The following is a 15,531-nucleotide window of genomic DNA, read 5'->3' as shown; positions in this document are numbered from 1 at the left end:
AAGCGGCCCCCTAAGGCCTCAATGCATCTGCACGATCTGCTTGTCCGCCATGCGCCAGATCAAGCGGCTGGTGTCGTAGCCCTGTTGACGTGCCTTGGCCAGCAGGCTCTCGCGCTCCCATGCCGGCAGGGTCGGCGTACGCGACAGTATCCACAGGTACTTGCGGTCGGGGCTGCCGACAATGGCCGTGCGGTAGCGGTCGTCCACGTACAGGATCCAGTATTCGCCCTTGGTCAGGCCCGGTACCAGGCGGGTGAACCAGTTGTCGAACTCCACCCACAACCTGTCGGTATGCCCCGGCTGCTGGATGTTGGCATGCCCCTCGGCGCGCAGCCATTCGTCACCCATGGTGCGGCAGCGGCTCAGCACCCCGTACGAACCATCAGGCTTGAGGTTGTAATGCGCCTCGGACTGGGCGCATTCGCTCTGGTAAGGCATGGGCAAGCGCGCCAGCTCGTACCATTTGCCCTGGTAGCGCTTGAGGTCGATATCGCCGGCGGTCTTGGGTGCCAACGGGTCGTTGGCCGACGTGGCGCAGCCACCCAGCAGCATCACCAGGCACAACCCCAGCAGCAGGTGCAGACGCGTCATTTGAGGCCCTGCCCTGAATACATCAGTACTTTGTCAGCCGCATACTGCACGCTGATGAAGCTCTTTTCGTCCCCCCAGGTACAGCTGCTCATGCCCAGTGCGCCGGAGCACTCGGTGGGCGTGCCGAGCAGTTGCTCGACCTCGGCCTTGTTCATGCCGGCCTTGAGCTTGGAATAGTTTTCCTGATTGATCTTGCTGCACGCAGTCAGGATGACGCACAGGGACAACAGGGCGAGGGAACGCAACGACATGAAGGAACACTCCTGAAAGGTGGATGCAGGCGAGAGGCCTGCAGGGACCTTCGACGGGAAAAACGGTCCCTGGTTCCCTGACAGGCCTTTTTCGTTCTACACCGTTGGTCGGCAGGCGCTCAAGCCCTTGGCGGATGCCTACCCAGGCAACACGCCGCACATCAGCAGCGGCCTCAAGGAAGTCGAGCTGGATGGGCGCAAGCAGTTCATCAGTTTCACCCACGTCGACGGCGTGCCCTCAGCGGACTGGTACGTGGCCCTTGTGGTCGACCAGGACGCGGCATTCGCCATGCTCAGCGAGCTGCGTACCTCGGCCATCGTCGCGACGCTGATCGCGATACTGGTCATCATCGCCCTGCTCGGCCTGCTGATCCGCGTATTGATGGAGCCCTTGCACCTGATGGGTCGCGCCATGCATGACATTGCCGAAGGCGAAGGTGACCTGACCCGGCGCGTGGCCATCCACGCGCAGGACGAGTTCGGCAGCCTTGGCCAGTCGTTCAACCGTTTCGTCGAGCGTATTCACGAATCGATCCGCGAAGTGGCCTCGGCCACTGGCCAAGTCAATGCGGTGGCCACGCAGGTGGTGAGCGCCTCGAATGCCTCGATCTACAACGCCGACCAGCAGGCCAGCCGCACCAACAGCGTGGCCGCGGCCATCAACCAGCTGGGTGCCGCAGCCCAGGAGATCGCCCAGAACGCAGCGCTGGCTTCGCAACACTCCAGTGAGGCACGCGGCCTGGCCGAAGACGGCCAGCAGGTGGTCGGGCGCACCATCGATGTGATGAACCAGCTGTCGGCGCGCATCAGCGATTCATGCGGCAACATCGAAACGCTCAATGCCCACACCGCCAACATCGGCCAGATTCTCGATGTGATCAGCGGCATTTCCCAGCAGACCAACCTGCTGGCCCTGAATGCCGCGATCGAGGCGGCCCGTGCCGGTGAAGCCGGCCGTGGTTTTGCCGTGGTCGCCGACGAAGTCCGCAACCTGGCGCACCGCACTCAGGAGTCGGCGCAGCAGGTCCAGCGCCTGATCGAAGAGTTGCAGGCCGGTGCCCAGATGGCCGTCAGCACCATGAACCAGAGCCGTGAGCACAGCGACCAGAGCGTCGGGATTGCCAACCAGGCCGGTGAGCGGCTGGGCAGTGTGACCCAGCGAATAGGCGAAATCGATGGCATGAACCAGTCAGTGGCTACCGCTACCGAGGAGCAGACAGCGGTGGTCGAGTCGATCAATGTCGACATCACCGAGATCAATACGCTGAATCAGGAAGGAGTGCAGAACCTGCAGAGCACCTTGCGTGCCTGCACCGACCTTGAACACCAGGTCGAGCGGTTGAAGCATCTGGTAGGGAGTTTCAGGATCTGAAACGAATGGGGCCGCTTTGCGGCCCCATTCATCACTCAAAACCTGGAGCCAGGCTCCAGCAAAAAGTCCATCTCTTCACTGGTGCTCGGCCGTTCCAGCAACAGATTGCGATGCGGGAAGCGCCCGAACCGGGCAATCACCCGCTGGTGCTGCTCGGCATAGTCGAGGAACCCTTCGAACAACCGACGGTTGGCCTCGGGCTGCTCATCCAGCAGCACCTGGTACCGCTCAACACACAGGTTCTGCCAGTCCAGCACCTCGGCATGCTCCAGCACCAGCAGCACGAATACCCGCTGGATCGGCAGCAGCTGGTAATCCCAGCCCTTCTGCAGCCCCTGCATGGCCACCACTTGGGCACGCCGGTCGCCCTCGAAAGCGCGCGGCGTGTCGCGGTAGATCATGCGCGGCAGCTGGTCCAGCAGTATCAACAGGCCGAGCCAGCCCTGAGGGCTTTGCTGCCACTCCTCGAGCCCACCCGCCAGGGCATGCTCGACGAGCTCGCCAAACAGCGCCTGGGCTTCGGCATCGTGATGCTTGCCGAACCACAGCGTGCTCTTCTCGTCAGCCACGGCCTGGGGACTGGTGCCCCAACCGAACCACCACTCCAGCAACGGCTGCCAAGGTGCGAGCATGATTTACTCCTTGTGATAGGCGGTGACGCGCTCGACCTCTTCCTTCGAGCCGAGAATCACCGATACACGCTGGTGCAGGCTCTCTGGCTTGATGTCGAGGATGCGTTCGTAACCGTTGGTAGAAGCGCCGCCGGCCTGCTCGATGATGAACGACATCGGGTTGGCTTCGTACATCAGGCGCAGCTTGCCCGGCTTGCTCGGCTCGCGGGCGTCGCGCGGGTACATGAACAGACCGCCACGGGTCAGGATACGGTGCACGTCGGCCACCATCGAGGCGATCCAGCGCATGTTGTAGTTCTTTTTCAGCGGCCCGGTCTCACCGGCCAACAGCTCGCCCACGTAGCGCTGAACCGGGGCTTCCCAGTGGCGCTGGTTGGACATGTTGATGGCGAACTCGGCGGTGGTTGCCGGGACCTGGATGTTTTCGTGGGTCAGCACGAAGCTGCCCAGCTCACGGTCCAGGGTGAAGCCCTTGACGCCGTTGCCCAAGGTCAGGATCAGCATGGTCTGCGGGCCATAAATGGCATAACCGGCGGCGACCTGCTCAGTACCTGGCTGCAGGAAAGCGTTTTCGTTCAGGGTTTCGTTCTGGCTCAGGTATTCGTTAGGGCAACGCAGTACCGAGAAAATGGTGCCGACCGAAACGTTGACGTCGATGTTGGACGAGCCGTCCAGCGGGTCGAAGACCAGCAGATAGGCACCTTTGGGGTATCGCCCCGGGATCTGGTAGGCGTTGTCCATTTCCTCGGACGCCATGCCGGCCAGGTGACCGCCCCACTCGTTGGCCTCAAGCAGGATATCGTTGGAAATGACGTCGAGCTTCTTCTGAACTTCGCCCTGCACGTTTTCAGTGCCCATGCTGCCCAGCACGCCGCCAAGGGCGCCCTTGGACACGTGATGGCTGATTTCCTTGCACGCACGCGCCACCACTTCGATCAGGAAGCGCAGATCGGCAGGGGTATTGTTGCTGCGGGTCTGCTCAATCAGATAGCGACTCAAGGTAACGCGGGACATGTATGGCTCCGAAAGGATGGGGGAGAAAAACCCCCGCAGTTTACAGGGAGAGTTCAATGCTAGCGAGTAAAGAGACACGCCTGGGCAGTCAGACGGCACAACAGGTCGGTAGTTCAGCGCTCACCAGGCCGATGGTCAGGTGGGGCCGCTGTGCGGCCCCAAGCCTCAATCCAGCACCTTCCAGATCTCGGTCGCATACTCGCGAATGGTCCGGTCCGAAGAGAACCACCCCATTCGCGCGGTGTTGAGCACCGCCATCCGCCACCACGCCTGCGGCGTATGCCACAACTCCTCCACCCGCCGCTGGGCATCCCAGTAAGCATCGAAGTCGGCACAGACCAGGAAGCGGTCGTAAGCCACCAGCCCGTCGATCAGCCCGGCATAGCGCGACGGATCATCGGGGGAGAACACGCCACTGCGGATCGCCTGCAGCACATCGTTCAAGCGGTGGGAGGCGGCTATCGCGGCCACGGCACCAAAATCACCGTCACGCTTGCGCGCCTCCACCTGCTGCGCGGTCAGGCCGAAAATGAACATGTTGTCGGCACCCACCTGTTCGCACATCTCGACGTTGGCGCCATCGAGGGTACCAATGGTGAGTGCACCATTGAGCCCGAACTTCATGTTGCTGGTGCCCGACGCCTCGTAGCCGGCCGTGGAAATCTGCTCCGACAGGTCCGCCGCCGGGATGATGCTCTCGGCCAGGCTGACGTTGTAGTTGGGCAGGAACACCACCTTTAGCAGGCCGCGCACGGTAGGGTCGTTGTTGACCACCCGGGCGATGTCATTGGCCAGCTTGATGATCAGCTTGGCCTGGTGGTAGCTGGCTGCGGCCTTGCCGGCAAAGATCTTCACCCGCGGCACCCAGTTGGTGCCCGGGTCGTTACGGATGGCCTGGTACAGCGCCACGGTGTGCAGCAGATTGAGCAGCTGGCGCTTGTACTCGTGGATGCGCTTGACCTGCACATCGAACAGCGCCTCAGGGTTGACCGTAACGCCCACCCGCTCCTGGATGATGCTGGCCAACGCGCGCTTGCTGTGCAGGCGCTGCGCGGCGAACTGCTTGAGGAAGCCGCCCTTGTCGGCGAACGGCACCAGGTTGGCCAGGCGCCCTTGCGGGTCGTCAAGCAACTCTGGGCCCAGGGCATCCACCAGCATCGCCGTCAACTGCGGGTTGGACTGGTACAGCCAGCGGCGGAAGGTAATGCCGTTGGTCTTGTTGTTGATGCGCTGGGGGTAGAGCTTGTGCAACTCGGAGAACACCGTGCTTTTCATCAGCTTGCTGTGCAGCGCCGATACCCCGTTGACGCTGTGCGAGCCGAGAAACGCAAGGTTGCCCATGCGCACCCGGCGGCCGTTGTCTTCCTCGATCAGCGACACCGCCCGCAGCACGTCGAAGTCATGCAGGCCTTTCGCGCGCAGGGCATCGATATGGTAGGCATTGATCAGGTAGATGATCTGCATGTGCCGCGGCAGCATGCGCTCCATCAGGGCCACCGGCCACGTTTCCAGCGCTTCTGGCAGCAGCGTGTGGTTGGTGTAGGCCAGGGTGCCGACGGTCAGCTCCCAGGCTTTTTCCCACGGGATTTCATGCTGGTCGACCAACAGCCGCATCAATTCGGCCACGGCAATCGACGGGTGCGTGTCGTTGAGCTGGATGGCCGCAGCATCCGGCAGGTTGAGCAAGTCCTTGTGCATGTTCAGGTGGCGTCGCAGCAGGTCCTGCAGCGACGCCGAGACGAAGAAGTATTCCTGGCGCAGGCGCAGTTCCTGCCCCGCTTCTGTGCTGTCGGCCGGGTACAGCACCCGCGAGATGCTCTCGGCGCGAGCCACTTCGGCCACCGCGCCAAGGTGGTCGCCGGCATTGAAGCGCTCCAGGTGCAGCTCTTCCAGCGCCCGCGCACGCCACAGGCGCAAGGTGTTGACGCTGGAGCCCCGCCAGCCGACCACTGGCGTGTCGTAGGCCACCGCACGTACCGTCTCGCCCGGCCACCACACCTGACGTTGCTGACCATGGGTATCTTGCACCGTTTCGACGCTGCCGCCGAAACTGATCGGGTAGATCACCTCGGCGCGCTCGAACTCCCAAGGGTTGCCGAAATCCAGCCAATTTTCGGTCTGTTCCTGCTGCCATCCGTCGACCATGGCCTGGCGGAACAGCCCGTGCTCATAGCGGATGCCGTAGCCGTGGGCGGCGATGCCCAGCGTCGACATGCTCTCCATGAAACAGGCGGCCAGACGGCCCAGGCCACCATTGCCCAGTGCGGCGTCCGGTTCCAGCAGGCGGATGCGCTCCAGGTCCACGTCCAACCCCTCCAGCGCATCACGGGCGATGTCCAGCAGGCCAAGGTTGCTCAGGCTGTCGTAGAGCAGGCGCCCGATGAGAAACTCCAGAGAGAGGTAATAGACCCGTTTCTGGCTGCGCCGGTAGGCCTGACGGGTGTGATCCATCCAGTGATCGACCATGTGATCACGGGCAGCCAGGGCAATGGCCTCGAACCAGTCGTGGTCAAAGGCGTGCTCCGGGTCCTTGCCGACCGCGTAGGTCAGCTTGTCCAGTACAGCGGCGCGAAAGTCGGCCACCTCGGCGTCACGTGCTTTGGGTTCCTGGGACATGCGGCATCCTCGGGCAAATTGGCAAAAGCGGCGGGAGAGTGTTGAGACTAGACCCTTCGACAGGGAGTGACAGCCTCGGTTCGCAGTTTTCATGCCGGCTTGGCCAATCCGGCAAAAGGTTGTTCACAAATTGAACAACTCCGGTATGATCGCGCGCCCCAAGACCGTGATCCGCCACCTATAACGATGAAAACGACCCTGATTGCCGCAGCCGAAGTCGACCGCCTGGAAACCTGGCAGCGCTATGCCAGCCACATGTGCGGGGGCTGCCATTCGACCTGCTGCACCCTGCCTGTGGAAGTGAAGATCAAAGACCTGATCCGCATCGGCGTGGTGGATGAGTTCGAAAAGGACGAACCGCCGAAGAACGTGGCCAAACGCCTGCAGAAGGAAGGCATCATCGAACGCTTCAACCAGAAGTCGGGGATCTTCACCCTGACCCGGATGAGCAACGATGATTGCATGTATTTGGACCGCAAGAGCCGGCTGTGCACCATTTATGACAAGCGCCCGGATACTTGCCGGAACCACCCGAAGGTAGGGCCGCGGCCGGGGTATTGCGCTTACAAGCCCAAGGTGGCCACGCGCTGATCATTGGCCTCACCGCCCCAAAATCGTTGCGCAAGGACCTGTGGAAGCCGGCTTGCCGGCGATGAGGCCGGTACAGCTGATACAAAAAGCCCAGACAAAAAAAACGCCCCCGGCCTTTGGACCGGGGGCGTTTTCATTCAGCCTGAGCTAACTCAGTTCTTGGCTTTCTTGGCAGCGCGGGTACGCTCGCCTTCGTCCAGGATCTTCTTGCGCAGACGGATCGACTTCGGCGTAACTTCGCACAGCTCGTCGTCCTGGATGAATTCCAGAGCCTGTTCGAGGGTGTGACGAACCGGCGGAACCAGGGCGATGACTTCGTCTTTGCCCGAAGCACGCATGTTGTCGAGCTTCTTGCCCTTGGTAGGGTTCACGCCCAGGTCGTTGTCACGGCTGTTCAGACCGATGATCTGACCGTTGTAGATCTCCTGGCCGTGCTCGACGAACAGCTTGCCGCGCGCCTGCAGGGTTTCCAGGGAGTAGGTCAGTGCCTTGCCGGTCTCGACCGAAACCAGTACGCCGTTGAGGCGGCCGGACATCTGGCCCGACTTCATGGTGTCGTAGCGATCGAAGATCGAGGTCAGGATGCCTGCGCCGTTGGTCAGGGTCAGGAACTGGTTACGGAAGCCGATCAGGCCACGGGCTGGAATGTTGTACTCCAGGCGAACACGGCCCTTGCCATCCGGAACCATATTGGTCAGGTCGCCTTTACGCAGGCCCATTTCTTCCATGACCTTGCCCTGGGATTCTTCAGGGATGTCGATGGTGACGTTCTCGAACGGTTCCTGCTTGACGCCACCGACTTCGCGGATGATCACTTCAGGACGGCCTACGGCCATCTCGAAGCCTTCACGGCGCATGGTTTCGATCAGTACCGACAGGTGCAGCTCACCACGGCCCGATACCTTGAACTTGTCAGGGGAATCGGTTTCCTGAACGCGCAGAGCAACGTTGTACAGCAGCTCTTTGTCCAGACGGTCCTTGATGTTACGGCTGGTGACGAACTTGCCTTCCTTGCCGCAGAACGGCGAGTCGTTGACCTGGAAGGTCATCGAAACGGTTGGCTCGTCAACGGTCAGCGGCTTCATCGCTTCGACGGCTGTCGGGTCGCACAGGGTGTCGGAGATGAACAGCTCGTCGAAACCGCTGATGCAGACGATGTCGCCAGCCTGGGCTTCTTCGACGTCGATACGGTGCAGGCCGTGGTGGCCCATCAGCTTGAGGATACGGCCGTTACGCTTCTTGCCGTTGGTGTCGATGGCGACCACCGGAGTGTTCGGCTTCACGCGGCCACGGGCGATACGGCCAACGCCGATAACACCCAGGAAGCTGTTGTAGTCCAGTGCCGAGATCTGCATCTGGAACGGGCCTTCACGGTCAACGTCCGGCGCAGGTACGTTGTCGACGATCGACTGGTACAGCGGGGTCATGTCTTCGGCCATGGCGGTGTGGTCCAGACCGGCGATGCCGTTCAGGGCCGAGGCGTAGACCACTTTGAAGTCCAGCTGCTCGTCGGTAGCACCGAGGTTGTCGAACAGGTCGAAGATCTGGTCCAGAACCCAGTCAGGACGGGCGCCCGGACGGTCGACCTTGTTGATCACGACGATCGGCTTCAGGCCGGCTTCGAAGGCCTTCTTGGTCACGAAGCGGGTTTGCGGCATAGGGCCGTCCTGGGCGTCGACCAGCAGCAGCACGGAGTCGACCATGGACATTACACGCTCAACCTCGCCACCGAAGTCGGCGTGGCCGGGGGTGTCGACGATGTTGATGTGGTAGCCGTTCCAGTTGATGGCGGTGTTTTTCGCCAGAATGGTAATGCCGCGCTCTTTTTCCTGGTCGTTGGAGTCCATTACGCGCTCGTCGTTGAGCTCGTTACGTTCCAGGGTGCCGGACTGACGCAGGAGTTTGTCGACCAGGGTGGTTTTACCATGGTCAACGTGGGCGATGATGGCGATGTTACGCAGATTTTCGATCACAACTGTATCTCGATCAGAGGATTCGGTTGCCGCCAGTCTAGGCGGCCAATATGAAGGTAAAAGGCTCAGCGGGCCCGGCGGTCGGGAGGGCGATGGCGGATGCTGCCGCCATACAGCCCTGGGGTCTTATGCCGGACGATAAACACGCACATTGGCATGTCCCTCACTGAGCAGGTGGTGTGCGTGCAATCGGCTCATCACACCTTTGTCGCAATACAGCAAGTACTGGCGGGTTTCATCCAGCTGCTTGAACTTGCTGTTGATCGCGTAGAACGGCATCACCTGAACTTCGATACCCTCGAGCACCAAAGGCTCGTCTTCCTGGGCGTCAGGGTGACGGATGTCGATCACGATCTGGCCTGGCAGCGCTTCGCTTACTTCCTCGATTTCCACGTCCTTGCCCAGCTCGTCGATCACGTGGTCGATCGAGATGAACTTGGCACGTTCGAGGGCGCGCTCCAGCACGGCCATGTCGAACTGCTTCTCTTCATGCTCCATGCGGTGACGCTTGGCATGGGTGGTCGGGTTCACCGAGATCACGCCGCAATATTCAGGCATGTGCTTGGCGAAGTCGGCGGTGCCGATTTCGGTCGCCTGGTCGATGATGTCCTGCTTGTGGCTGGCCAGCAATGGGCGCAGCACCAGCTTGTCGGTGGCCGAGTCGATGATCGACAGGTTCGGCAGCGTCTGGCTGGACACCTGGGAAATCGCCTCGCCGGTGACCAGCGCATCGATTTCCAAACGATCGGCCATGCGCGCAGCGCCGCGCAGCATCATGCGCTTGAGGGTCACGCCCATGTAGCTGTTGTCGACCTTGTTGAGGATCTCGCCGACCACTTCTTCGAACGGCACGCTGATGAACAGCACACGCTGGCTGCTGCCGTACTTTTTCCACAGGTAGTGGGCCACTTCCATCACGCCCAGTTCGTGGGCACGGCCGCCGAGGTTGAAGAAGCAGAAATGGGTCATCAGGCCGCGACGCATCATCTGGTAGGCCGCCACGGTGGAGTCGAAACCGCCGGACATCAGTACCAAGGTCTGCTCCAGGGCGCCCAGCGGGTAGCCGCCGATGCCTTGGTGCTGGTTGTGGATCACGTACAGGCGCTGGTTGCGGATTTCGATGCGCACCGTCACTTCAGGTTGCTTCAGCTCAATGCCAGCGGCGCCGCACTGCTGGCGCAACTGGCTGCCAACGTAGCGGTCGACGTCCATCGAGGTGAAGTCATGGTGGCCCCCGCGCTTGCAGCGCACGGCGAAATACTTGCCGGCCAGCAGGTGGCCGAAGTGCTGCTTGCACTTGGCGACGATATCGTCGAAGTCACCGAGCGGGTATTCCTCCACCTGCAGGAAGTGGGTAATGCCCGGGGTGCAGGTGAGGCGCTCGATCATCTCGCGCTGGACTTTTTCGTCTTCGACGCGGGTGACCACTTCGAGGTTGTCCCAGACACCATCGACCGCGAGCTCAGGGTCGAGGTCCTTGAGCACGTTGCGGATGTTCTTGCCGAGCTGGCGGATGAAGCGCTTGCGTACCGGCCGGCTCTTGATGGTGATTTCTGGGAAGACTTTGACGATAAGTTTCATTGGTTAACAGCGCGCGCAGGGCCTGCCGAAAAATGAGGGGCGCGAATTATATCGGAAATTGCTCAGGATTTGACCAACTTTTGTACAGAAGGTTGGATTTATATTGCCTGTACTGGCCTCATCGCCGGCAAGCCAGCATCTACAGGACGTCGGTAGGCCTCAAGACTGCGCTTAGGGTGTGGGAGCTGGCTTGCCAGCGATGAGACCCTTAAAGGAAGCACACAACCCGATCCGTGCACACTATTGGTGCACCCACAGCAAAAGCCGCCTCGTAAGGGTGCGTTTTTCCCCGCCAAACCGCCGCCAAATGCCCGCAAACGCCCCCTTTTATCCCGGCCTCGCCATTTTCGGGCACTGGCATGCAATTTGCTCCCTTGTGAGGCAGGTAAGCTTGGCCGACTATCCGCGCCCGGCAACACCCTTTTTTCCAGGGCAGCGGCCCACCGCGCTCTAGACCATCCGGAGGACAACATGTCGAAGTCGGTTCAACTCATCAAAGATCATGACGTCAAGTGGATTGATCTGCGTTTCACGGACACCAAAGGCACTCAGCATCACGTGACCATGCCAGCGCGTGATGGCCTGGACGAAGACTTCTTCGAAGTCGGCAAGATGTTCGACGGCTCCTCCATCGCTGGCTGGAAAGGCATCGAAGCCTCCGACATGATCCTGATGCCGGTCGACGATACCGCCGTACTGGACCCGTTCACCGAAGAGCCGACCCTGATCATCACCTGTGACATCGTCGACCCGTCGAGCATGCAGGGCTACGATCGCGACCCGCGTGCGATCGCCAAGCGCGCTGAAGAGTACCTCAAGAGCACCGGCATCGGTGACACCGTCTTCGCCGGCCCAGAGCCTGAGTTCTTCATCTTCGACGAAGTGAAGTTCCAGTCGGACATCTCCGGCTCGATGTTCAAGATCTTCTCCGAGCAAGGCTCGTGGATGACTGGCGCTGACGTGGAAGGCGGCAACAAAGGCCACCGTCCTGGCGTCAAAGGCGGCTACTTCCCGGTTCCGCCGTTCGACCACGACCACGAAATCCGTACTGCCATGTGCAACGCACTGGAAGAGATGGGCCAGACCGTCGAAGTTCACCACCACGAAGTGGCGACTGCCGGCCAGAACGAAATCGGCGTCAAGTTCAACACCCTGGTGAAGAAAGCTGACGAAGTACAGGCCCTGAAATATGTCGTGCACAACGTTGCCGACGCCTACGGCCGTACCGCCACCTTCATGCCAAAGCCACTGTACGGCGACAACGGCTCGGGCATGCACGTGCATATGTCGATCTGGAAAGACGGCAAGAACACCTTCGCGGGTGAAGGCTATGCCGGCCTGTCCGAAACCGCCCTGTACTTCATCGGCGGCATCATCAAGCACGGTAAGGCCCTGAACGGCTTCACCAACCCGTCGACCAACTCCTACAAGCGCCTGGTTCCAGGCTTCGAAGCCCCGGTAATGCTGGCCTACTCGGCACGCAACCGTTCCGCCTCAATCCGTATCCCTTACGTCGGCAGCCCTAAAGCCCGCCGTATCGAAGCGCGCTTCCCGGACCCATCGGCCAACCCGTACCTGGCTTTCGCAGCCCTGCTGATGGCTGGCCTGGACGGCATCCAGAACAAGATCCACCCAGGCGATGCTGCCGACAAGAACCTGTACGACCTGCCGCCTGAAGAGGCGAAAGATATCCCGCAAGTTTGCGGCAGCCTGAAAGAAGCTCTGGAAGAGCTGGATAAAGGCCGTGCGTTCCTGACCAAGGGCGGCGTGTTCTCCGACGACTTCATCGATGCCTTCATCGAACTGAAGAGCGAAGAAGAGATCAAGGTCCGTACCTTCGTGCACCCGCTGGAATACGAGCTGTACTACAGCTGCTGATTTGATTGGCGCATTGCGCCGATGAAATCCCGGAAACGGCCTTCTCATGAAGGCCGTTTTTGTTTTTCCAGCCGTCCCGATCGGAAGCGCCCCAACACCCTGGCGCCATACGCCACGCGCACCGATGCTCTATATTGGTGCAATGCAACGTTGCATGCCCCGCCCCGCACCCCAAAACAGGTCACGTTGAACGGTAAATCAGTGCTTTCTGGTCCGAATAGGCGCAATTTCGGGGGTTTATAAAGCAATCCCGCTTCTTTTCGGAGCCTTGGTTTGTTTCTTGCATTTTCTACGCAAAGAGCCTGGCATGAGCAGATCCATAGTGCGCCGGCCACGCTCACCGCCATGCCCGGCAAGCGCCAAAAGAGGTCAACGACACCTTATGACCATCAGCGATGCACAGCACCGTCTGCTTCTGGACAACCTGACCACCGCCACGCTCTTGCTCAACGCCGAGCTGCGCCTGGAGTACATGAACCCGGCTGCCGAAATGCTCCTGGCCGTGAGTGGGCAGCGCAGCCACGGGCAGTTCATCAGCGAACTGTTCACCGAATCGTCCGAGGCGCTCAACTCCCTGCGCCAGGCGGTCGAGCAGGCGCACCCGTTCACCAAGCGCGAAGCCCAATTGACCTCGCTGACCGGCCAGACCATCACCGTTGACTATGCCGTGACGCCCATCCTGCACCAGGGCAACACCCTGCTGTTGCTGGAGGTACACCCGCGTGACCGCCTGCTGCGCATCACCAAGGAAGAAGCCCAGCTGAGCAAGCAGGAAACCACCAAGATGCTGGTCCGCGGCCTCGCCCACGAGATCAAGAACCCACTGGGGGGCATCCGTGGCGCGGCGCAACTGCTGGCCCGGGAGTTGCCCGAAGATGGCCTGCGCGACTACACCAACGTGATCATCGAAGAGGCCGATCGCCTGCGCAACCTGGTCGATCGCATGCTCGGTTCGAACAAGCTGCCATCGCTGGCCATGACCAACATTCACGAAGTCCTTGAACGGGTCTGCAGCCTGGTCGACGCAGAAAGCCAAGGATGCATCACTTTGGTGCGTGATTATGACCCGAGCCTGCCGGACGTGCTGATCGACCGCGAACAGATGATCCAGGCGGTACTGAATATCGTGCGCAACGCGATGCAGGCGATCAGCTCACAGAACGAGTTGCGCCTGGGCCGCATCACCCTGCGCAGTCGCGCGATGCGCCAGTTCACCATCGGCCATGTGCGCCACCGACTGGTGGCCCGCGTCGAGATCATCGACAACGGCCCCGGCATCCCCAGTGAACTGCAAGACACCCTCTTCTATCCCATGGTCAGTGGCCGCCCGGACGGTACCGGGTTGGGCCTGGCCATTACCCAGAACATCATCAGTCAGCACCAAGGCCTGATCGAGTGTGAAAGCCACGCCGGCCACACCGCCTTTTCGATCTTCCTGCCGCTGGAACAAGGAGCCACCGCCTCATGAGCCGAAGTGAAACCGTATGGATCGTCGACGATGATCGCTCCATCCGCTGGGTCCTGGAAAAAGCCCTGCAACAGGAGGGCATGACCACCCAGAGCTTCGACAGCGCCGATGGCGTGATGGGCCGCTTGGCCCGGCAGCAGCCGGACGTGATCATTTCCGACATTCGGATGCCCGGCGCCAGCGGCCTCGACCTGCTGGCACAGATTCGCGACCAACACCCGCGCCTGCCGGTCATCATCATGACCGCCCATTCCGACCTGGACAGCGCAGTGGCGTCGTACCAGGGGGGCGCTTTCGAATACCTGCCCAAACCGTTCGATGTCGATGAGGCGGTCTCGCTGGTAAAGCGCGCCAACCAGCATGCGCAGGAGCAGCAAGGCCTCGATGTGCCCCAGGCCCTGGCCCGTACGCCGGAAATCATCGGTGAAGCCCCGGCGATGCAGGAGGTGTTCCGTGCCATTGGGCGGCTGAGCCACTCCAACATCACCGTGCTGATCAATGGCGAGTCCGGTACCGGCAAGGAGCTGGTGGCCCACGCCCTGCACCGCCACAGCCCGCGGGCGGCCTCACCGTTCATTGCCCTGAACATGGCCGCCATACCCAAGGACCTGATGGAGTCGGAGCTGTTCGGCCACGAAAAAGGCGCCTTCACCGGCGCGGCCAACCTGCGACGCGGCCGCTTCGAGCAAGCGGACGGCGGCACCTTGTTCCTCGACGAAATCGGTGACATGCCTGCCGATACGCAGACTCGCCTGCTGCGTGTGCTGGCCGATGGGGAGTTCTATCGTGTGGGCGGCCATGTGCCCGTAAAGGTCGATGTGCGAATCATCGCTGCAACCCATCAAAACCTCGAGTCACTGGTACAGGCTGGCAAGTTCCGTGAAGACTTGTTCCATCGCCTGAACGTGATCCGTATTCATATCCCGCGCCTGGCCGACCGCCGCGAGGACATCCCCGCGCTGGCACGCCACTTCCTTGGCCGCGCCGCTCAGGAGCTGGCCGTCGAACCGAAGCTGCTCAAGCCGGAAACCGAAGAATTCATCCGCAACCTGCCTTGGCCTGGCAACGTCCGCCAGCTGGAAAACACCTGCCGCTGGATCACCGTCATGGCGTCCAGCCGCGAAGTGCTGGTCGGCGATCTGCCGCCCGAATTGCTCAACCTGCCGCAGGACGCTGCACCGGTGACCAACTGGGAGCAGGCGCTGCGCCAATGGGCCGACCAAGCCTTGGCGCGCGGGCAATCCAACCTGCTGGACAGCGCCGTGCCCAGCTTTGAACGGATCATGATCGAGACGGCGCTCAAGCATACTGCCGGGCGCCGCCGGGATGCAGCGGTGCTGCTGGGGTGGGGGCGCAATACCCTGACCCGCAAGATCAAGGAACTGGGGATGAACGTGGATGGCGGGGATGACGATGAGGGCGATGATCACTGACTTCCTGCTGAATCAGTAACACCGTTGGGGCCGCTTTGCGGCCCCAACCATTTCTGGCCAATGCACCGAAGCTGTGCCAGCTGCACCGCGCCAAGGCACAAATCCCCTCAAAAACCGGCCAGATCGCCCTG

General features: G+C 61.3%; 11 protein-coding genes and 1 pseudogene. 5 read left to right on the top strand and 7 right to left on the bottom strand.

What is annotated here, in order from left to right:
- Nucleotides 1–18 precede the first annotated feature (18 nt).
- On the bottom strand, nucleotides 19–591 hold the full coding sequence (locus tag ACMGF5_RS10925; protein ID WP_115273394.1) for a lipocalin family protein: 573 nt from the start codon (nucleotides 589–591) through the stop codon (nucleotides 19–21).
- Nucleotides 588–842: an outer membrane protein assembly factor BamE gene (bamE, locus tag ACMGF5_RS10920; RefSeq protein ID WP_012312368.1), complete on the bottom strand. Its 255-nt coding sequence runs from the start codon at nucleotides 840–842 to the stop codon at nucleotides 588–590. The genes ACMGF5_RS10925 and bamE overlap by 4 nt, the downstream gene beginning before the upstream one ends.
- A gap of 118 nt (nucleotides 843–960) precedes the next feature.
- On the opposite strand from bamE, the pseudogene ACMGF5_RS10915 reads away from it, so the two are divergent.
- Nucleotides 961–2,214, top strand: a pseudogene (locus tag ACMGF5_RS10915) (methyl-accepting chemotaxis protein); the annotation flags it as partial.
- Between the two features lie 35 nt (nucleotides 2,215–2,249).
- Here the strand turns inward: ACMGF5_RS10915 and ACMGF5_RS10910 are convergent.
- The 3 genes from ACMGF5_RS10910 to ACMGF5_RS10900 form a co-directional block, all read right to left on the bottom strand.
- The gene (locus ACMGF5_RS10910) at nucleotides 2,250–2,846 is read right to left on the bottom strand and encodes a DUF924 family protein (protein ID WP_012312366.1); all 597 of its coding nucleotides are present in this window, start codon (nucleotides 2,844–2,846) and stop codon (nucleotides 2,250–2,252) included.
- Nucleotides 2,847–2,849: 3 nt separating this feature from the next.
- On the bottom strand, nucleotides 2,850–3,860 hold the full coding sequence (locus ACMGF5_RS10905; protein WP_012312365.1) for a class 1 fructose-bisphosphatase: 1,011 nt from the start codon (nucleotides 3,858–3,860) through the stop codon (nucleotides 2,850–2,852).
- 165 nt (nucleotides 3,861–4,025) lie between these two features.
- Nucleotides 4,026–6,476 carry a glycogen/starch/alpha-glucan phosphorylase gene (locus ACMGF5_RS10900; protein WP_115273393.1) on the bottom strand — a complete coding sequence of 817 codons (2,451 nt, stop codon included), beginning with the start codon at nucleotides 6,474–6,476 and terminating at the stop codon, nucleotides 4,026–4,028.
- 186 nt (nucleotides 6,477–6,662) lie between these two features.
- Between ACMGF5_RS10900 and ACMGF5_RS10895 the strand changes: the two genes are divergently transcribed.
- Complete coding sequence (locus ACMGF5_RS10895; protein WP_115273392.1) at nucleotides 6,663–7,067, top strand: YkgJ family cysteine cluster protein; 405 nt, start codon at nucleotides 6,663–6,665, stop codon at nucleotides 7,065–7,067.
- Between the two features lie 152 nt (nucleotides 7,068–7,219).
- Here the strand turns inward: ACMGF5_RS10895 and typA are convergent, their stop codons facing one another.
- Nucleotides 7,220–9,040: a translational GTPase TypA gene (gene typA / locus ACMGF5_RS10890; protein ID WP_046784993.1), complete on the bottom strand. Its 1,821-nt coding sequence runs from the start codon at nucleotides 9,038–9,040 to the stop codon at nucleotides 7,220–7,222.
- Nucleotides 9,041–9,166: 126 nt separating this feature from the next.
- The gene (thiI, locus tag ACMGF5_RS10885) at nucleotides 9,167–10,621 is read right to left on the bottom strand and encodes a tRNA uracil 4-sulfurtransferase ThiI (protein ID WP_039604090.1); all 1,455 of its coding nucleotides are present in this window, start codon (nucleotides 10,619–10,621) and stop codon (nucleotides 9,167–9,169) included.
- A 471-nt stretch (nucleotides 10,622–11,092) separates the two neighbouring features.
- Here thiI and glnA point away from each other — a divergent pair, with 471 nt between their 5' ends.
- From glnA to ntrC, 3 genes are all read left to right on the top strand, one after another.
- Nucleotides 11,093–12,499: a type I glutamate--ammonia ligase gene (gene glnA, locus ACMGF5_RS10880; protein WP_012312360.1), complete on the top strand. Its 1,407-nt coding sequence runs from the start codon at nucleotides 11,093–11,095 to the stop codon at nucleotides 12,497–12,499.
- 382 nt (nucleotides 12,500–12,881) lie between these two features.
- Nucleotides 12,882–13,967: a nitrogen regulation protein NR(II) gene (glnL, locus tag ACMGF5_RS10875; RefSeq protein ID WP_046784991.1), complete on the top strand. Its 1,086-nt coding sequence runs from the start codon at nucleotides 12,882–12,884 to the stop codon at nucleotides 13,965–13,967.
- Nucleotides 13,964–15,400 (top strand): nitrogen regulation protein NR(I), encoded by a 1,437-nt coding sequence (ntrC, locus tag ACMGF5_RS10870; protein WP_039603934.1) that lies wholly within the window; start codon nucleotides 13,964–13,966, stop codon nucleotides 15,398–15,400. Before glnL ends, ntrC begins: the two co-directional genes overlap by 4 nt.
- Nucleotides 15,401–15,531: the final 131 nt, after the last annotated feature.

This window comes from Pseudomonas sp. BNK-15, from assembly GCF_047456105.1.
Classification (GTDB): domain Bacteria; phylum Pseudomonadota; class Gammaproteobacteria; order Pseudomonadales; family Pseudomonadaceae; genus Aquipseudomonas; species Aquipseudomonas putida_E.
This window is presented reverse-complemented; position numbering and strand designations above follow the sequence as displayed.